We start from the raw sequence: 18,957 nt of genomic DNA, 5'->3' as shown, positions 1-18,957 counted from the left end.
TTAATGACTCGCCCAGTCATTGTGCATGAGTCGCTGTGCATGATGCGCTATGACTGAGTGAAATGTGATTACCCGTTGTCCTGGGTAATCACATTGTCTTGTCCTATTCGTGCGCTGCCACGAACGTTTTGATAAAGCTGAGGTCTTTTTCTGAGATCGAGTGAAATTGCAGCTTGATGTAGTGTTTATTGTGTTCGTTGAACACGTCCAAAATAGGGTCCCCTAAGATTTTTACTAGGGCGGTGTTTCCTTCGTGTATTGCATTCAATTCCAACTTTACCATCTTAGAGCCTTGTAGCCCTGAAGGTGCTTCCACTTCAATAGTCTGTGCTGAAATATGTGTGCAATGAATGGGCATGGCTAAGCCATTGGTTAAATACAGAGTACCAGACCAAAAGCAGCGAACGTAAGCTAGTGTTTTCATTGTTGTCTCTTATCCATTTCAGATAGCGCCAAATGAACGATTCAGTGCGGGCTATTATAGAGAAAACAAGCGTTTCAAACAGGGAGTATGCTAGAAAAATTGATAAAAGTCGGCTTTTTATGCGGTGTCTTTATGTCAAGAGGGCAGAGCATTAAGTGAGAACGCTTCATTGATGTGATAGGTCATCAATAAAGCGCTCTATTGAGAGGTTAGTGTTGCTCTTTGAGAGAGTCACCTAGGGCGTTAATCAAACTGTCCATCTCCGATTTTTCCGTCGTGAAAGGTGGCGCCAGTTGAATGGTGTCGGCTCCGTAACGTACATAATAGCCTTTATCCCACATGGACATGGCGATTTGGAAAGGGCGCTTAGCGGGTTCATTATCGACAGCTGCTATGGTGATGCCAGCCGCGAAACCATAGTTACGAATGTCGGTAATAATCGGGCTAACGTCTTTTAGCTGGTGCACACACTCTTCCCACGTCGGGCTCATTTCTTTGACGCGTTCAATCAGGTTTTGCTGTTGGATTTCTTCAAGTGAGGCCAAGCCAGCAGCACAGGCAATAGGGTGAGCTGAATAGGTGTAGCCGTGAGGCACTTCTAGCATATAGTCGGCGCCGCCATTGTCCATGAAGGTGTCGTAGATTTCTTGCTTAAAGACCGCCGCCCCCATTGGAATAACGCCGTTGGTGACTTGTTTGGCGAGCGTAATCACGTCGGGAGTGACGTTAAAGGCTTCCGCTCCGGTTTTTGCGCCCATGCGGCCAAAGCCGGTGATCACTTCGTCAAAAATCAAGAGGATGTCGTGCTGGTCACAAATTTCACGCAATCGCTGTAAGTAGCCTTGAGGCGGTACAATCACGCCCGCTGAGCCTGACATAGGTTCTACTATTACCGCCGCGATATTCGAAGCATCGTGCATGGTGATTAGGTTAATAAGGTCTTCGGCGCGCTCTTTGCCTTGCTCTGCCATGCCTTTGGTGAATTCAGTGCCAGGGACTTGGGTGTGTGGCAAGTGATAGGATTCCAAGCCTTGTCCATACAGAGTGCGGTTGGCAGGGATGCCACCTACACTAAAACCAGAAACGCTGGCGCCATGATAGCCTTTGGCGCGGCCGATGAATTTCACCTTGGTACCTTTGCCTTTTTTACGCCAATAAGCACGAGCAATCTTGAGGGCAGTGTCCACAGATTCTGAGCCTGAGCCTGTGAAGAAGACTCGATTCAGACCTTTTGGCATAAATTGAGTGATCTTTTCCGCCAGCTCAAACGACTTTTCATGGCCGTATTGAAACGCGGGCGAGTAATCCAGAGTTTTGACTTGATTGGCGACGGCTTCATTGATGGCAGGAACGCTATGACCTAAACCGCATGTCCATAACCCTGAGAGCCCGTCAAAAATTTTGCGGCCGTCTAGGTCAGTATAATATCTGCCTTCGGCCGAGACGATGAGTCGAGGGTCTGCTTTAAATTGACGATTGCCTGAGTAGGCCATCCAATGGGCATCAAGCTGAGCTTGGGTGAGTCGGGTTTTCGCGATATGGCTCATGGCAATCCTCTCTTAATTGGGTAAATAACAGATCAATAAGAAGAGAATGCCGCTAAGGAAAGTTTTAATAAATTTGATGTTCATTAATCATACTTTAGCGTTTAGTTAACTAAAGTAATCAAAGATTAAGGCTGCTAGTCCGAGGTTTTTTCTTTGAATTCGCATAGGTCTTCGATAATGCAGGCGTTGCATTTCGGTTTTCTGGCCACGCAAATATAACGACCGTGAAGAATCATCCAGTGATGAGCGTCGAGTAGAAATTCCTTAGGTACAAATTTCAGCAGTTTCTGCTCAACTTCTAATACGTTTTTTCCGGGGGCAACCTTGGTGCGATTGCTAAAGCGAAAAATATGCGTGTCTACGGCCATGGCGATTTGTCGAAAAGCGGTGTTGAGTACCACGTTCGCGGTTTTGCGGCCAACGCCAGGTAGAGCTTCTAAGGCTTCTCGTGTGTCGGGGACAACACTGTTGTGCTGCTCGACCAAGATGCGACAGGTTTTGATCGCATTTTCGGCCTTAGCGTTAAACAGGCCGATGGTTTTGATGTAGCTTTTTAAACCCTCTACCCCAAGCGCCAGCATGGCTTCTGGGGTGTTGGCCACTGGAAAAAGCTTACGGGTGGCTTTGTTCACGCTCACGTCGGTCGCTTGTGCTGAAAACAACACGGCAATTAAGAGTTCAAAAGGCGAACTGTATTCCAGCTCCGTCACGGGATGTGGGTTTTCTGCCCGTAGGCGAGAAAATATCTCGTAGCGTTTCTCTTTGTTCACGGTTCGCCTCTGTCGTTATAAAATATATGCGTTCAATCTCGTATTAAGAGGCCGTTTGACCTGTCACTCGAACACGTTTGGATTCTGCTGGTCCCTGTTGGGCTTTTTGCGCCGCTAAACGTTTCTTCTCGCGCTCATCCATGTAGTTTTTAAAGGCGATAAGAATGCCAAGACCAATAAAGGCACCAGGCGGTAGCATAGCAAACAACACATTGGGGTAATCACTAAATACCACTATTTTCCAATGTAGAGCCATGTCGCCAAACAGTAATTGCATGTCAGAGAATAGGGTGCCTTGTCCGATTAGTTCTCGCATGCCGCCAAGCACCACAAGAATAAAGGTAAAGCCAAGCCCCATCATCATGCCATCGAGCGCGGAAGGCAGCACAGGGTTGCGGCTCGCAAAGGCGTCTGCACGTCCAAGAATGGCACAGTTGGTGACGATCAGAGGGATGAAAATCCCTAAGATTTGATACAGCTCATAAGTGTAAGCCTGCATGATTAATTCAATACAGGTGGTAAATGAGGCAATGATCATCACAAACGCTGGTAAGCGTACTGCGTCCGCTACGTAGTTTCGAATCAAAGAAACCGCGACATTAGAACCGATCAAAACCACCATGGTCGCTAAGCCAAGGCCTAGAGCATTGACCACAGTACTGGTGACCGCCAGCATAGGGCAAAGGCCGAGTAGCTGTACTAAAGCGGGGTTGTTCTTCCACAGCCCGTTGTAAATGATTTCAGAATAATTGGCGCTAGGAGGGGTGTCCTGCGTGGTTTCACTCGTTAATGTATCTTCTGCACTCATGACAATATCCTAACGCGCTAACAGCGAGTCTTTGTGTTTGTTAAAGTAAATAAGCGTGTGTCGTACACCTTTAACCACGGCGCGAGGCGTTATGGTTGCCCCTGTGAATTGATCAAAAACGCCACCGTCTTTTTTGACATTCCAACCAGCCAAATCAGGGTTGCCAATTGAGCGGTTGTTGAATTCTAAAATCCATTTGGATTTTTTCAAGTCGACTTTGTCGCCTAACCCTGGGGTTTCTTGCTGGCTAATGACTCGGGTGCCGGTTACAACGCCGTTTTTATCAATCGCGACCAATAAGCCTAAGCTGCCATTGTAACCGCCTGGGGCTATCGTATCGAAGATAATGGCGCTGACTTGGCCGTCTTTTCGCGCGATGTAAATCTTAGAAGGCTCAACACTGCCCAATAATGGATCGGCCGGAATCATGGCCGTGGATTGGGTTAGGTCATTGTCATACAGATCCGGTGGTAGGATCTCATTAAACGCAGCCACTTGAGCGGCAATCACATTGTCTTTAATGGTTTGCTCAGTGACCAAATGGATGGTGGCAATAAGCCCAGCGGTCAGCACCGCAAAAATACCTAGACCAAGACTGTTACGGCGAATGGAGGCAAGTAAATCCATTAGTTGTCCTCCCCGATTTTTAGGCCTTTTTTGGCTTTTTGATGGCCATAAGTCCGTGGTTGCGTGTAATAGTCGATCAAAGGGGCTGCGAAGTTCATTAATAAGACACCAAAAGCAACGCCGTCAGGGTAACCACCCCAAGTGCGAATGATATAAATAAGAATGCCTATACCGGCGCCATAAACCAATTTTCCGCGGTTACTGGTACAAGAAGACACAGGGTCTGTGGCGATAAAGAAGGCACCAAACATGGCCGCACCTGTGGTTAGGTGGAACAATGGGGTTGCCGCATGGTTTGGGTCGATAAGGTAAAAAGCGCCCGCAATCGCCGCTAAGGCGGCTAATAATGCGACCGGAGTGTGCCACGTAATAACGCGCAACCACAGCAACATAAGGCCACCCAACAGGTAAGCGCCATTGATCCATAGCCAGCTGTTTAAGCTTGCGGTTTGCAACGCATCTATGGTGTTAAATGCCGCGGCACTGCTGAGTTCATTCTTGTGCTTAAAGCCATCAAGTGGCGTTGCCATTGTGTAGCTATCAATGTTCGGCAAGTGCTGAAAAATAGCCTGTAGGCTTTGAGTAAAGGTCGGAATGGCGCCAGATGCGAGCAACTCGTGAGCCCCGACCCATTGGGTCATTGGCACAGGAAAGGACACCAGTACAATGGCGTAACCTACCATGGCCGGATTGAAAGGGTTGTTGCCCAAACCGCCATACAGTTGCTTGGCAAAAATAATCGCAAAAGCGACGGCGGTTACTGTTACCCACCATGCCACTGTAGGAGGCAGTGCAATGCCGAGTAACACCGCGGTTAATAGGGCGCTGTAATCCTTAAGGAAAAAGGCCACGGCGCGTCGGCGCACTGACAAAATCAAAGCTTCGGACAATAAAGCGGCGATGCCGGCAATCACGATATTGATAATGGTGCCCCAGCCAAATAGCCAGGTTTGCGCGGCGATCCCAGGGACAGTCGCGAGTATCACCATCAACATGACCCAAGAAGTGCGTCGCCCTGCGCGTTGTGTGTGTGGGGATGTAACCCTCAATAATGCCATCTAACGATTCTCTTGCGTGTTATCTTGCGAAGGAGTGACCTGAGCCAATTGTAATTGAGTCAATTGGGCTTCGGCGTCTTGTTGCTTTTGCTTGGCAGCGGTGATTTCAAGTTGAATGCTGTCAGCGTCTTGTGGTGAGTCGGCTAAGCGTTTGGTCAACTTGTTGATTTGCGCTTTTGCCAATGCCGCCGCAATCTTTTGTTTTTTGATTTGTTCCGCTTTAAGGGCGGCCTCATCCGGCGCAGCCGTAGTGGTTTCTGCGTTGTTTGGCGTGGCGGCAGGTGACTCACCCTTGGCTTCTAAATCGGCCAACTTAGCACGTGCTGCACTCAGTTTGTCAGGTAAGCCTGAAGCCTCAATTTGAGCTTGGTCCTGGCCCTGCTCTTGCAGAACTAAGATGCCTTTTTCGGCTTTTTTCACCGCCGCTTTGGCAATTGCCAGATCAATTTTACGTTGCTTGTCTGCATTCGCCTGCTGGCTTGGTGCTGGTGCACTGGAGGCCGTTGGTGTCGCAGAGGGCGCCGTGGTATTTGGATTGGCCAAGGCCTTTTCAAGATCGTCAGCGCGTTGTTGTGCGTCTTTAAGCTGCTGACGAATGGTGTCCAGTTCTGGGGAGTTTAAGTCCTCGGCTTTTTTCAGCGCTTTTTCCACTTTTTTCACCGCCGCTTTGGCGATGGCGGTGTCGATTTTGAGTTTTTTAAGCTCGTCACCGGCATTGGCCGCAGCAGGTTGTGCCGCTGGTGCTTGGTCGGTCAGCGTCGCTAAGCGTGCTTGCGCGTCGTTCAGCTCTTTTTCAAAGCCTGCAACCTTGGCTTGTAACTCGGCGTCATCTGGCGATTCAGCCAGTTGTTTTTGTGTTTTCTTCAGCTTCACACCCAATAGCGCGACGTCTACTTTGGCTTTTTTCAGTTCATCGCTGACGGCGGCTTTTGGCGCAGCACTGGTTGCAGCTGTGCTGCTGGCTGGCGCGTCGGCAGACAGTTTGCTGAGTCGAGCTTGTGCGTCGGCCAGTTCTTTCTCAAAGCCTGCAACCTTGGCTTGTAACTCGGCGTCATCTGGCGATTCGGCCAGTTGTTTTTGGGCCTTCTTCAGTTTGGTGCCGCTCAGTGCAACATCCACCTTAGCCTTTTTTAGTTCGTCGCTGGCAGGGGCTTTAGGCACAGGCGCTGGTGCCGATGCGACCGCGTTAGCCAATTGCTCTTCTAGCAAGGCAACGGCTTTTTCTTGCGCGCTGGTTTGCAGTTGCAGGGTGTTAATTTCTTCTGTGTGTTCGTTTTCTTGTGCTTCAAGGAGCTGCTTTTGCAGTTTCTTCAGCTTGGTTTTGGCGATCGCTAGGTCAATCTTCAGCTTCTTACTGTCGTCTCCAGCCGGGGTTGCTGTTGTTGCGGCAGCAGCAGGCGCGGCTTTAGGGGCGACTTTTTTCGTCTCAGACGATTTGCTGGCAGAGGCTTTTTGACGAGCCAGACGCTTCGCTTCTTTTTCTGCGGCTTCGGCATCTTGGCGAGCTTTGCGAGCTTCAAAACGTTGCTTCGCTAAGTCGGATTTCACCGCTGCTTCACGCGCTTCGCGGATGCTGCTCTTAGTATGGCGATAGTACTGAACCAGTGGGATGCTGCTTGGGCAAACATAGGAACAAGCGCCACATTCAATGCAGTCGAACAGATTATAGTGTTCTGCTTTTTCAAGCTCTTGGCTTTTGCTGAACCAAAGTAATTGCTGAGGCAATAGGCTAGCGGGGCACGCTTGTTCACACATGCCGCAGCGAATGCAGGCTTGCTCTGGAGCAGGTTGTGGTAACTCTTTTTTGCTGGCCGCCAACACACAGTTACTGGTTTTAACAATGGGCACGTTGGCCGAGTCAAGGGTGAACCCCATCATAGGGCCGCCCATAACCAGTCGTTTGAGTTTTTTGCTGTCGTTTTCGGCGTAATTCAAAAGATGCTGAATGGGGGTGCCAAGTAACACTTCAACGTTTTGTGGTGCTTTTAGCGCGTCACCGGTGAGTGTGGTGAAACGAGAAATCAACGGCTGGCCTAGGTGAATCGCATCGTGTACAGCGACACAGGTGCCGACGTTTTGGCACAATATGCCAATGTCTGCAGGGTATTGGCCGCTTGGTACTTCTTTGCCTGTGAGCAGTTGAATAAGCTGTTTTTCACCGCCAGAAGGGTATTTGGTTGGCACAACCGCGACTTTAATGTTGCTAAGGCGATCGCTTAATACCTTGTTTAAGGCTGCAATGGCAGTGGGTTTGTTGTCTTCAATGCCAATAATAACTTGTTCCGCTTCAACAAGGTGTTGCAGCGCTTCAATGCCGAGCACTAGCTCGATGGTTTTCTCGCGGATCAGCATGTCATCGGCCGTGATGTAAGGTTCGCATTCTGCCGCATTGATAATAAAGTGAGTGAGTGGGTGCTTATGGGCACCTTGTAATTTCACTTGGGTTGGGAAGCCCGCGCCACCCATGCCAACAATGCCCATTTCTGCTAAATAGGCTAACACATCGGTTTTACTTAGGGTGTTCCAATCTTGCAGTGGGGTGAGAGTGCTCCATTTTTCTTCGCCGTCTGGGGCGATGACAATGCAAACGTCGCTCAAACCTGAAGGGTGTGCGATAGGGCGTTCTTCGATTGCCTTGATCGTGCCAGAAGTAGGGGCGTGTAAAAAACTGCTCAAAAAGCCATTGTTAATGGCAATGGTTTGGCCTTTAAGTACCTTGTCGCCAATATTGACCAATGGACGTGAGCTTTGGCCAATGTGTTGCCCAAGCGGCAAGACCAGTTCTGTTGGTAGGCTCGGGCGGCCAAGAGGCAGTCGTAATGATTGTGTTTTGTTTTCCGGTGGGTGAATGCCACCATGAAAGGAAAAGACGCTCGCAGTTTGCATTAGTGCACGACCTCCGCTTGGCGGTCAGTCGCAATGATGCTACCAGGTTGCGCGGCAATGCCTTGGGGTTTTTCCCAAGACCATGTTCTTGAGGTAACGCCTACTTCTACCATATCAATACAATCTACAGGGCAAGGTTCTACACATAAGTCACAGCCAGTGCATTCGTCAGCAATCACGGTATGCATCTGTTTTGCGGCACCTAGAATGGCGTCGACAGGACACGCTTGAATGCACTTTGTGCAGCCAATGCATTCGTCTTCGCGGATGACAGCAACGCGTTTCGCGGTTTCGGTGCCGTGATCGCCATCCAGAGGAATCGCTTCGACATCCAATAAGTCCGCCAGCGCTTGAATAGTCGCTTGGCCACCAGGCGGGCAATGGTTGATGGCTTCACCATTGGAAATGGCTTCAGCATATGGACGACAGCCCGGATGACCACATTGGCCGCACTGGGTTTGCGGCAAGATGGCGTCGATTTGGTCCACGATAGGGTCGCCTTCCACGTGGAAACGCACATTGGCGTAACCTAGGATGGCACCGAAGATTAACGATAGGACCAATAAGATCCCGACAGCAACTAAGACAGTCAGCATAATGGCTCCTAAATTTGCACTAGGCCAGTAAAGCCCATGAAGGCTAACGCCATCAGGCCAGCGGTAATCATACCTATGGCTGAGCCTTTGAATATGCCTGGTACGTCAGCGACATTAATGCGCTCACGCATGGCGGAGAATAGGATCAACACAAAAGAGAAGCCTACGGCGGCGCCAAAGCCATATAAGATGGACTCTACAAAGCCATTTTGCTTGCTGGTATTTTGCAAGGCAACACCGAGAACCGCACAGTTTGTCGTGATCAAGGGCAAGAAAATCCCCAGCACGCGATACAGAATAGGGCTGGTTTTATGCACCACCATTTCGGTAAATTGAACCACCACAGCAATCACCAAAATGAAAGAGATGGTTTTCAAATATTCTAAGCCAAATGGCTGCAGAATATAGGTGTAAGTGAGATAACTACAAAGGCTAGAAAGCGTTAATACAAAGGTGGTGGCTAAGGCCATGCCGATCGATGTTTCTAGTTTGCTAGAGACGCCCATAAAGGGGCAGAGGCCTAAAAATTGTACCAATACGAAGTTGTTAACCAGTATGGTGCTGACCAGTATCAAGAGATAATCAGTCATCTCACGTCCAAAATATAATCGATGAATTCACAGAAGTTGACGCGCATTCATTGAGTATCATGCGCGACGGTAACTATACCAAGCTGCTTATAACTAACAAGACTAAATAGCTACTTCGGTTAGTGTAATTTAGAATATAGATAATAAGCTATGATTATATAAGCTCACTTTATGATACTAAAAGAGACAACTGGCTTTACTTATTTAGAGCCAGTTGTCGGGCTTTTAATAAAAAGTGTTTACATCACACGTTGGCCAGGTTTTGCTCCGGCGTGTGGCTCAAGCAAGTAGATTTCGTCTTTGCCAGGTCCTGCAGCGAGAACCATGCCTTCCGATAAGCCAAATTTCATTTTGCGTGGCGCTAGGTTCGCGACCATCACGGTTAATTTGCCCTCAAGGTCTTCTGGCTTGTAAGCGGACTTAATGCCAGAGAATACGGTGCGGGTTTCACCGCCAAGGTCTAACGTCAGTTTCAAGAGCTTATTGGCTTTTTCAACGTGCTCGGCTTTGGCGATCAGCGCGATGCGAAGATCCACTTTAGCAAAGTCATCAAAATGGATTTCCGCTTCGATTGGCTCTTTGCTTAGTTCTGTCTCTTCCGTCACCGCCGCGGCTGGCTCATTGGCTTTAGCGGCTTCTGCTGCGGCCTCTTTGCCTTCTTCGATCATGGCATCGATTTGTTTCTGTTCGATGCGCCCCATCAATGGTTTAAACGTATTAACGGTGCGGTCGAATAATAATTCGCTGCGATTTTCCCATGTTAGCGTTTTGCCAAGGAAGGTTTCTGCGTCTGCAACCATGTTTGGTAAAACGGGTTTCAGGTAGGTCGCTAGAATGCTGAATAGATTCAGGGCGACAGTACAGACTTCTTGTACTTTTGGCAGCGTGGCTTCGTCTTTCGCTAATACCCAAGGTGCTTGGTCGGCAATATAGGTGTTCGCTACGTCGGCTAAGCGCATGATTTCACGCACGGCTTTACCATACTCACGGGCTTCAAAGTGCTCAGCAATCACATCACCTGCGTCAATGAAGGACTGAATCATTTCCGCTTCGCTGATTTGGCTAGCAAGCTGTCCATCGAACTTCTTATTAATAAAGCTGGCGGTACGGCTGGCAATGTTAACCACCTTGCCGACCACGTCTGAGTTCACGCGTTGTACGAAGTCTTGCAGGTTTAGATCGATGTCATCGACGCTTGAGTTTAACTTCGCGGCGAAGTAGTAACGCAAGTATTGCGGGTCTAAATGGTTTAAGTAAGTGCGCGCCATGATAAAGGTACCACGGGATTTAGACATCTTGGTGCCATCGACCGTCACATAACCGTGGGCATTGACCCCTGTTGGTGTGCGGTAACCTGAACATTCCAATATTGCCGGCCAGAATAAGGCGTGGAAATTGATGATGTCTTTGCCGATAAAGTGGTACAGCTCTGCGTCGGAGTTTTTCGCCCAGTAATCGTCGAAGTTTAGACCTTCGGTGCGGTCACATAGATTTTTAAAACTCGCCATGTAGCCGATTGGGGCGTCCAGCCAAACGTAGAAGTATTTGCCTGGCGCGTCTGGGATTTCAAAACCGAAGTAAGGCGCATCACGACTGATGTCCCATTCTTTCAAACCAGATTCTAGCCATTCAGCCAATTTATTAGCGACTTGATCTTGTAGTGTGCCGCTGCGGGTCCATTTGGCTAGGAAGTCTTGGAAGTCTGGCAATTTAAAGAAGTAATGCTCAGATTCTTTTTCAATAGGGGTCGCGCCAGAGTAAACCGAGCGTGGGTCGATCATTTCCATTGGCGTGTAAGTCGCAGAACAGACCTCACAATTGTCGCCGTACTGATCTTCCGCTTTACATTTCGGGCAGGTGCCCTTGATAAAACGATCCGCTAGGAACATCTCTTTTTCAGGGTCGTACGCTTGCACGATAGAACGCACGGCAATTTTACCGTTGTCGCGTAGTAGCTTATAGATACGATTGGAGATCTCACGGTTTTCTTCTGAGTGAGTCGAGTAGTAGTTATCATAGCCAATCAAGAAATCGTTAAAATCCGCGGTGTGGGCTTTGCGCACACCATCGATCAACTCTTCTGACGTGATGCCTTGTTGGTCCGCTTTTATCATGATGGCGGTGCCGTGTGCGTCATCGGCACAAACAGCGGTACAAAGGTGGCCGCGAAGTTTCTGAAAACGCACCCAGATATCGGTTTGGATGTGTTCCAGCATATGCCCTAAATGGATAGGTCCATTTGCATACGGAAGGGCGCTGGTAACTAAAATTTTGCGTTGCGTTTGTGCCATTAGTGATAAGCCTGCTGGAGTAAAAGGTCGAGTATTCTATCAATAGGAAGGCATCGCTGGATATATCGCGATGTAAGGACTAAGTCGAAGAACGCTAAAAGAGCCTAACCATTGATAACGAAATAGATCGCGTAATTATAAGAGCCCTTCAGTGGTGTGCAATAGCTTGACTTGCTTTTCTGCATTTTGCCCCCACACTTGGCACATATTCTAGAAATTTTTGTCACAACGACTTATTAAAAAGCCGGTCGTGTCTGTTTATGCTCAGTGATTGGACTGTTTATAGATAACGCCGCCGCTTTGTTGGAGAGAAGTATGCAAACCGATGCCCAAATACAGGCTCAATTAGAAACACTAATCGATCAGAACAGCGGTCAAGCGTATGGCGCTGTCTGGCAAGTAGTAGGGGACTCGACGCGCTTACATCTTACCCTAAGCTTGGGTTACCCAGCCCAGACAGAAAAAGCAGCATTAACCGAGCGTATTCGCACTTTATTGGCGGACCCTCGTGAGCTGATTGTGGAACTTGAACATCAGGTAGTAAGTCAGGCAACGCAAGGAAATATTCCTGGGCTTACTGGGGTGAAAAACATCATCGCGGTGGCGTCGGGGAAAGGCGGAGTGGGTAAATCCACTACTACGGTCAATCTGGCATTGGCGATGGCGAAAGAAGGCGCACGCGTGGGCATTCTGGATGCGGACATTTATGGGCCAAGCCAAGGCATGATGATGGGCTTTGCGGACGGCACCCGTCCAGAAGTCCGAGATGAAAAGATCTTTATTCCACCTATGGCGCACGGCGTGCAAGTCATGTCGATGGCGTTTTTAACCACTAAAGACACACCGGTTGCTTGGCGTGGGCCTATGGTGACGGGCGCCTTAATGCAGATTTTGACGCAAACCGACTGGAACGATTTGGATTATTTATTCATCGATATGCCGCCGGGCACAGGGGACATTCAACTGACCTTATCGCAGAAGGTGCCGGTGGCGGGCTCTGTTATTGTCACCACGCCGCAAGACATTGCTTTGTTGGATGCGCGTCGTGGCATTGAGATGTTTAATAAGGTGAAAATCCCTGTGTTGGGCGTGGTGGAAAACATGTCGACGCACATTTGTTCGAACTGTGGACACCATGAAGCCATCTTTGGTGACGAAGGCGGCACCAGCTTAGCAAAAGAATATAACGTTGATGTATTGGGCAAATTGCCGCTGAGTTTGGCGATTCGTCAGCACAGTGACGCGGGCAATCCAGTTGTAGTGAGTGAGCCAGAAAGCGAAGCGGCCGGCATTTATCAGTCGATTGCACGTAAGCTTGGTGCTACTCTTGCGTCCCAACAAGATAACCAGTTTGCAATGCCGACTATTGGCATGAGTGACGATTAAGGAATAGAAATGCGTTTGTGTGACCGAGATATCATTAAAGCCTTAGATGAAGGTGCCATTACCATAGACCCTCGCCCAGATAATAGCGTAATTAGTGGCGTCTCCGTGGACCTTCGATTAGGGAACTCCTTTCGTGTGTTCCAAGGTCACCCAGCGCCTTATCTGGACCTTAGTAGTTCGAAAGCCGATTTAAATAAAGTCATTGAATCGGTCATGAGCGAAGAGATTTTGGTCGAAGATGGTAAGCCATTCTTTATCCATCCTGGTGAATTGGTTTTGGGCGTGACGAAAGAATCGGTGACCTTGCCTGACAATTTGGTTGGCTGGCTAGATGGGCGTTCTTCTTTGGCGCGTTTGGGGCTGATGGTGCACGTAACGGCCCATCGAATCGATCCAGGTTGGAGCGGCGGCATTGTTTTGGAGTTCTTAAACGGTGGCAAATTGCCCATCGCGCTGAGCCCAGGCATGACCATAGGAGCGATTAACTTCGAAACCATGTCCGGTTCTGCAGAGCGTCCTTATAACAAACGCGACAATGCCAAGTATAAGAATCAGACGTCGGCGGTAGGCAGTCGCATATCGGGCGATAAAAGCTAAATTCTAACGGTGTTTAAAAAAGAGGCAAGCGCCTCTTTTTTATGGCGGATTGTTAGGGAAGCCTCAAGATAAAGAAACTTAGCCGCTTTTAATCCAGTGGTTTTTGGTACGAACTCACAAAGTGGTATATCTTCAAAGTAGTGTTCTGTGGCGCCTTACTTGCCGTTTTCGTAAGGTTTGGTTCAACATTTTACGTATTCACTGTGGGTTAGCATGTTAAAAATAATACCTTTTATCTCGATACTTCTTTTCTCTTTGTTACTGCAAGGGTGCGCCTCAGGCTCTTATCAGTTAACCGGCGATAAACGCCCTGAAATTGACCCTGAACAAGTGGCGCTTTTTTTCCATAAACCGACGTTCTCTTATCAGGTGATTGGTACCGTGAAAGCCACCAGTGAAAAAGGCTTTTCTGATGACGCTAGGTTGGAAAAAGCCAAAGTTGAGCTCAAAGAGCAAGCCGCTAAGATTGGCGCCAATGGTGTGATATTGGATCAGGTTTCAGAAAGCTCTTTTGAGCATTTGGGAACAGGGTTAGGGCTGTCTTTAGGCAGTGGCGGTGTTGGTACCTCCATAGGGTCTGGCTTTTCTTTGCCGAAAGCCCGTGTGACTGGGCAGGCGATTTATTACGACGACACGAAGAAGCTGGCGCCTTAATCGCATCGGTTTGGTTGTTTTGTGCATTTTTTTCTTTTTCATGACATTTTTCTGAATTTTACAAAGACAAAAGCGAATAAATGAACCTATTATTAGGTTAACTGTCACAAAACAAGCATTTAACCCGAATACAACAGGATGTTTTTTAGGGATCTTGTTGTATGAAAGAGGGGTTCGGTTATATGAAAATAAGTGATTTTATTAGTCTTCCTGATGTATTAGAACTGATGCTTGATGCGGTTTGTGTCGTCAACCGTGAAGGGGAGTTTGTTTTTGTGAGTGCTGCTTTCGAAGATTTGTTTGGTTATGCGCCAAGCGAAGTGATTGGCAAGCCGATGGACATCATGCTGTATCCAGAAGACGTAGAGAAAACCCATGAAACGGTTGAGCATATGTTACAAGGTGAGTTGAAGCCTCGTTTTGAGAATCGCTGGGTTCATAAGAGTGGTCGTGTTGTTCATGTTTTATGGTCTGCTCGTTGGTCGGAAGAGCATCAGCTGCGCATTGCCGTTGCCCATGATATTACTGAGCGTAAGCAAATGGAGGCTCGATTAGAGCGCATGGCACGCCATGATCCATTGACCGATTTGCCGAATCGTTCGCTGTTTTTGGATCGCTTGCAAACAGGGTTAACCAGAGCCAGACGGGAAAACACCTTATTGTCTTTGTTGTTTATCGATATTGATGGCTTTAAAGAAGTGAACGATCGCTACAGTCATACAATGGGCGACAAACTATTGCGAATGATTGCCAGTAGATTGACCTCAAGCGTACGTGAGTCGGACAGTGTGGCAAGGCAAGGGGGTGACGAGTTTCTGGTGTTGCTCAATAGCATCAATGTCGCAGAGGACAGTTACAAGGTGGCAGAGAAAATTCGCTCGGAAATTGAAGCGCCGTATTTTCTGGATGGTTTTGAATTTCATGTGACGGCCAGTATCGGTATTGCGCATTATCCTGAGCACGCTAACGAGGTGTTGGCTTTGATTCAACACGCAGACCATGCAATGTACCAATCAAAACACGCAGGAGGAAATCAAATTTCCGTGTTTACGATATGACCCCCAGCTCAGTGTTATCGTCCTCATCTCTTCTGGTAAGCCTTACGTCGTGATACCCAGTCCTCCTTTCTTTTTCGCCTCCTGTTGCTGAATTACGCAAAAATACTGGAAATAGCCTATTTGCGGGCAATGGCTTTTCTGATTCGCTTTCTTGCGGCACTAATCTGATTTACTATCAACTACCATAGGGCAGGCTTTTTATCATAAGAGAGCGTTTCGCCCGTTTATCACAGCGACATTGGATCGTATTCATCTGACTTAATAGGACACAATAATGGCGGCTTTTGGTAGCGTGTTTTTGCCTAAGATGGCAATGACGACATTTGAGAATAATCAGTGGAGTAAAGCAGAGCTTGTTTCTGCACAGAGCATTCAGTTGCACCCAGGTGCCCATGTTCTACATTACTCAAGTACTTGTTTTGAAGGGTTAAAAGCGTTTCGTCATGCGGATGGAAGTATTCATGTGTTCCGCATGGATCAGAACATCAACCGTTTTGCTCAAAGCAGCGAGCTATTGGCGTTGCCAACGATCGATAAAGAACAAGTCTCTCAAATGATTTTAGACGCGGTCGCTGAATTTGCGAGCGACGTGCCTGAGCCACCAGGGTCTTTGTACATTCGTCCTACGCACATTGGTACAGAAGCTGCGATTGGTAAAGCCGCTACGCCTAGTGTCTCTTCTATGCTGTACATCTTATTGTCTCCTGTTGGGGATTACTTTACTGGCGGCGTAAAAGCATTACGTTTGCTATTGGATGAAACAGGCATGCGTTGTGCACCACATATGGGCATTATCAAAAGCGGTGGTAACTATGCCAGTGCGCTTGGCCCAACGATGAAAGCCAAAGCTGACCTGCAAGCGGATCAAATCTTGTTCTGCCCAAATGGCGATGTTCAAGAAACCGGTGCGGCGAACTTCTTGTTAATCGACGGCAATGAAATTATTACCAAAGCGCTAGACAGCAGCTTCCTACATGGCGTCACTCGTTCTTCTGTACTGACATTGGCTGCTGACCTGGGTATGACGGTCACAGAGCGCGATATTACCGTGGCAGAATTGCTTGAGCGTGCTGCAAAACCTGGCGTTGAAGCCGCATTATCTGGTACCGCCGCGGTTCTAACGTCTGTTGGTACATTTATTCATAATGGCGAAGACATCAAGGTAGGTTCTGGCGAGCCTGGTCCGGTTGTTGAAAAATTGCGTAAAGCATTGAATGACATTCAATGGGGCAATGCGCCAGATACACATAATTGGTTAACAAAAATCGCGTAACTTTCGCGAATAAAATCGTGTTATAAAAAAGGCTAGAGGCTGTGTCTCTGGCCTTTTTTTTGTGTTGGCGTATGGTCAGCCCATGGCATAAATTGAACGAGACAAATCGAAAGGCGTAAAGTATGGGGAAAACAGCCGTTGTTATTGGCGCGACAGGCTTGGTGGGTCGCGCCTTGGTGGATCAGTTGGTGGGCATCGAAGCGATCACCAAGGTGGTGACGCTGACGCGACGCCCAGCCTATCATGACGCCGAGAAAGTTGAAAACCAGGTGGTGGATTTTGATCGACTTGAGGATTATGCCGACTACTTTACCGCCGATATGTTGTTTTCTTGTTTGGGCACAACGTTAAAGCAAGCGGGGTCGATTCAAGCACAGAGAAAAGTAGATTTGGACTATCAACTGAATGCCGCGAAGCTTGCTCTTAAACAAGGTGTATCCCATTATCTTTTAGTGTCTTCAAGTGGTGCGAATGCCAACAGCAGAAATGCCTATTTATGCATGAAAGGTGAGCTAGAAGATCGCATCAAAGCATTGCCTTTTCCTCGCACCAGTCTATTTCAACCCTCTTTGTTGCTTGGTGCACGTGCGGATTTTCGTTTCGGTGAGGTGCTTGCCAGTCTCCTGTCTCCAGTGTTGCTCGTGTTGCCTTGGCTACGGCGTTATCGTCCAATTAAGGGGACTGAAGTCGCCATAAAAATGGCGCAAGTCAGCCAATCTGATGGCAGCGGTTTGGCCGTTTTTGCGTTGCAGGATGTGTTTGTTGAGTAAGGAGGGATGGTTATCGGCACCCTTATTGCAGGCATTTTACGCTAATCGTTATTATTTTAAGGTTGCTATGAAAGAGTCATTAAGAAAAGGGTTTTCGTTCGTTCTTGCTCCTTTTGAAAAGGGGGAAGAGGAATATGTGTATAAACCTTCTCATCGGAAAATCTTGATCGTGATTGGGTTGTTGTTTTGTGCGTTGTCGATCGCGTCCTTGTCATTGTCAGTGAAATTTTCAGAAGTTGGCGGTGTGATTCCGATTGTGGTGTTTTTAGCGGTGGGGCTGGTTTGCGATATCGTTGGTTTTCTGGGGACTGAACGCGCCGTGGCGACGATTTGGAAAAGCAAATAGCCTGGTTTTCAAAGAGAGGCGTTAGGGCTTTATGCATCATAAAGCCTGATGGTTCGTACGTTCATCGCCTCTAGGGTTATGACTCTAACGTTCGTTGTCGTTTTGCTCGCGCTTTACACAAACAAAAATAGCATTGCCTGAGCTGTGGTCCCACGGTGTAATGCTGTCATAGTTATGTTCAAACACATGCACGTCAAAATACGGTGCGAGCAGTGTTTGCAGTTCATCAAAATTGAGCGCCACCATCGGGTGTTCATCTTCCCAGGTGAGTGTTTGTTGATCGGTTGTTTTGTCGATTCGCACGTTGAGCGTTTGTTTCTCGCCATGACCAATGTAGTGCCACGCTGAGCTAAAGTGGAACAGATCTTGGTCCTGTTGCACGCTGTGTTTGGCAAACAGCGCATTATCAATCTGGCTTTTAGCCACGACGTTAAAATAGAAAACTCCGCCGTGAGTTAAGGCTTGGTAGGCGCTTTTGATGCAACTTTTTAGGTTGTCTAAGTCACCACTGTAATGTATCGAATACAAAAAGCAGGTAATTAAGTCGAATGGGTGTTCCGTCTCGAAGGCGCACATATTGCCTTGTGCGAACTCAGCGTCTGGACAGCGTTGTTTGGCAATGTCTAGCATGGGCTGATTAATATCCAAACCGCGACAAGTAAAGCCATCTTGCATTAGGTGAGCAATGTGAGGGCCGGTGCCGCAAGCCAAGTCTAAATGCTGCTTGCCACCATTGCCAAAAATCTGATTCAGACGATGGGCGCTGTTGCTTTGGCTTTGATAGTCAATGTCGGCACACATAAGATCATAATAACCAGACAAGTCACTGTATAACGCGTTATAAGACATAATTACCTTGCTAGGCGCCGCGTGCAAAAAGACGGCGAGAAAAATGAGGGGCGCATCATATATCAATCCTTGCCTTTTGCGAAGCCTAAACATCCCCTGTGATGTTGGGGGTAATTGTCTGGGTAAAGGGGAGTAAAATAAGCCTATTGGCAAGATGGGTGTGCTAGATTTAAAAGCACGTTAGAAAAGGTGAGGAAGCGACCAATGGGCGAGTTGATTGAAAAGGACATTGCCTGTCCCTATTGCGGTGAAATAATCAGTGTTAGCGTTGAACTATTGGACGAGCCTCAAGAATATATCGAAGACTGTCAGGTCTGTTGTCAGCCGATTGTATTTCATGTGCAGGATGCAACCGATGGTTCAGAGCGGGTGTCTGTGCATTCAGAAAACGAGACTTTTTAGTCTCGTTTTTAATGCTGCTAGGCTG

At 48.0% G+C, this 18,957-nt stretch carries 19 protein-coding genes; 8 read left to right on the top strand and 11 right to left on the bottom strand.

The window, feature by feature from the left end; genetic code table 11:
- Nucleotides 1-103: 103 nt before the first annotated feature.
- From E0D71_RS00915 to metG, 10 genes are all read right to left on the bottom strand, one after another.
- Entirely contained in the window at nt 104-424 is a 321-nt protein-coding gene (locus E0D71_RS00915) for a hypothetical protein (protein ID WP_133001428.1), read from the bottom strand.
- 209 nt (nt 425-633) lie between these two features.
- On the bottom strand, nt 634-1,971 hold the full coding sequence (locus E0D71_RS00910; RefSeq protein WP_133001427.1) for an aspartate aminotransferase family protein: 1,338 nt from the start codon (nt 1,969-1,971) through the stop codon (nt 634-636).
- A gap of 134 nt (nt 1,972-2,105) precedes the next feature.
- Complete coding sequence (gene nth, locus E0D71_RS00905) at nt 2,106-2,741, bottom strand: endonuclease III (RefSeq protein ID WP_133001426.1); 636 nt, start codon at nt 2,739-2,741, stop codon at nt 2,106-2,108.
- Between the two features lie 43 nt (nt 2,742-2,784).
- The gene (locus E0D71_RS00900) at nt 2,785-3,549 is read right to left on the bottom strand and encodes an electron transport complex subunit E (protein ID WP_133001425.1); all 765 of its coding nucleotides are present in this window, start codon (nt 3,547-3,549) and stop codon (nt 2,785-2,787) included.
- Between the two features lie 9 nt (nt 3,550-3,558).
- On the bottom strand, nt 3,559-4,176 hold the full coding sequence (rsxG, locus tag E0D71_RS00895) for an electron transport complex subunit RsxG (RefSeq protein WP_133001424.1): 618 nt from the start codon (nt 4,174-4,176) through the stop codon (nt 3,559-3,561).
- Nucleotides 4,176-5,234: an electron transport complex subunit RsxD gene (rsxD, locus tag E0D71_RS00890; protein WP_133001423.1), complete on the bottom strand. Its 1,059-nt coding sequence runs from the start codon at nt 5,232-5,234 to the stop codon at nt 4,176-4,178. The genes rsxG and rsxD overlap by 1 nt, the downstream gene beginning before the upstream one ends.
- Nucleotides 5,235-8,120 (bottom strand): electron transport complex subunit RsxC, encoded by a 2,886-nt coding sequence (gene rsxC, locus E0D71_RS00885; RefSeq protein ID WP_133001422.1) that lies wholly within the window; start codon nt 8,118-8,120, stop codon nt 5,235-5,237.
- Nucleotides 8,120-8,716, bottom strand: coding sequence for an electron transport complex subunit RsxB (rsxB, locus tag E0D71_RS00880; protein WP_133001421.1), 597 nt, complete (start codon nt 8,714-8,716; stop codon nt 8,120-8,122). Before rsxB ends, rsxC begins: the two co-directional genes overlap by 1 nt.
- Before the next feature lie 8 nt (nt 8,717-8,724).
- A complete protein-coding gene (gene rsxA, locus E0D71_RS00875) occupies nt 8,725-9,306 on the bottom strand; it encodes an electron transport complex subunit RsxA (protein WP_133001420.1) in 582 nt (193 codons plus the stop codon).
- A gap of 239 nt (nt 9,307-9,545) precedes the next feature.
- A complete protein-coding gene (gene metG, locus E0D71_RS00870; RefSeq protein WP_133001419.1) occupies nt 9,546-11,597 on the bottom strand; it encodes a methionine--tRNA ligase in 2,052 nt (683 codons plus the stop codon).
- A 315-nt stretch (nt 11,598-11,912) separates the two neighbouring features.
- On the opposite strand from metG, the gene apbC reads away from it, so the two are divergent.
- From apbC to E0D71_RS00835, 7 genes are all read left to right on the top strand, one after another.
- Nucleotides 11,913-12,983 carry an iron-sulfur cluster carrier protein ApbC gene (apbC, locus tag E0D71_RS00865; RefSeq protein ID WP_133001418.1) on the top strand — a complete coding sequence of 357 codons (1,071 nt, stop codon included), beginning with the start codon at nt 11,913-11,915 and terminating at the stop codon, nt 12,981-12,983.
- 9 nt (nt 12,984-12,992) lie between these two features.
- Nucleotides 12,993-13,580 (top strand): dCTP deaminase, encoded by a 588-nt coding sequence (dcd, locus tag E0D71_RS00860; protein ID WP_133001417.1) that lies wholly within the window; start codon nt 12,993-12,995, stop codon nt 13,578-13,580.
- 213 nt (nt 13,581-13,793) lie between these two features.
- The gene (locus E0D71_RS00855; RefSeq protein ID WP_133001416.1) at nt 13,794-14,234 is read left to right on the top strand and encodes a hypothetical protein; all 441 of its coding nucleotides are present in this window, start codon (nt 13,794-13,796) and stop codon (nt 14,232-14,234) included.
- A gap of 182 nt (nt 14,235-14,416) precedes the next feature.
- Nucleotides 14,417-15,292, top strand: coding sequence for a diguanylate cyclase (locus tag E0D71_RS00850; protein ID WP_133001415.1), 876 nt, complete (start codon nt 14,417-14,419; stop codon nt 15,290-15,292).
- A gap of 274 nt (nt 15,293-15,566) precedes the next feature.
- Nucleotides 15,567-16,565: a branched-chain amino acid aminotransferase gene (locus E0D71_RS00845; protein WP_133001414.1), complete on the top strand. Its 999-nt coding sequence runs from the start codon at nt 15,567-15,569 to the stop codon at nt 16,563-16,565.
- 122 nt (nt 16,566-16,687) lie between these two features.
- Complete coding sequence (locus tag E0D71_RS00840; RefSeq protein ID WP_133001413.1) at nt 16,688-17,335, top strand: NAD-dependent epimerase/dehydratase family protein; 648 nt, start codon at nt 16,688-16,690, stop codon at nt 17,333-17,335.
- Entirely contained in the window at nt 17,328-17,681 is a 354-nt protein-coding gene (locus E0D71_RS00835; RefSeq protein ID WP_243711893.1) for a hypothetical protein, read from the top strand. The genes E0D71_RS00840 and E0D71_RS00835 overlap by 8 nt, the downstream gene beginning before the upstream one ends.
- Before the next feature lie 84 nt (nt 17,682-17,765).
- Here E0D71_RS00835 and E0D71_RS00830 read toward each other — a convergent pair whose 3' ends face one another.
- Nucleotides 17,766-18,530, bottom strand: a complete 765-nt coding sequence (locus E0D71_RS00830) for a class I SAM-dependent methyltransferase (RefSeq protein ID WP_133001411.1) — start codon at nt 18,528-18,530, stop codon at nt 17,766-17,768.
- 204 nt (nt 18,531-18,734) lie between these two features.
- Here E0D71_RS00830 and E0D71_RS00825 point away from each other — a divergent pair, with 204 nt between their 5' ends.
- Complete coding sequence (locus tag E0D71_RS00825) at nt 18,735-18,932, top strand: CPXCG motif-containing cysteine-rich protein (protein ID WP_133001410.1); 198 nt, start codon at nt 18,735-18,737, stop codon at nt 18,930-18,932.
- Nucleotides 18,933-18,957 lie beyond the last annotated feature (25 nt).

The organism is Marinomonas sp. KMM3893, assembly GCF_004352855.1.
Lineage (GTDB): Bacteria > Pseudomonadota > Gammaproteobacteria > Pseudomonadales > Marinomonadaceae > Marinomonas > Marinomonas arenicola.
This window is presented reverse-complemented; position numbering and strand designations above follow the sequence as displayed.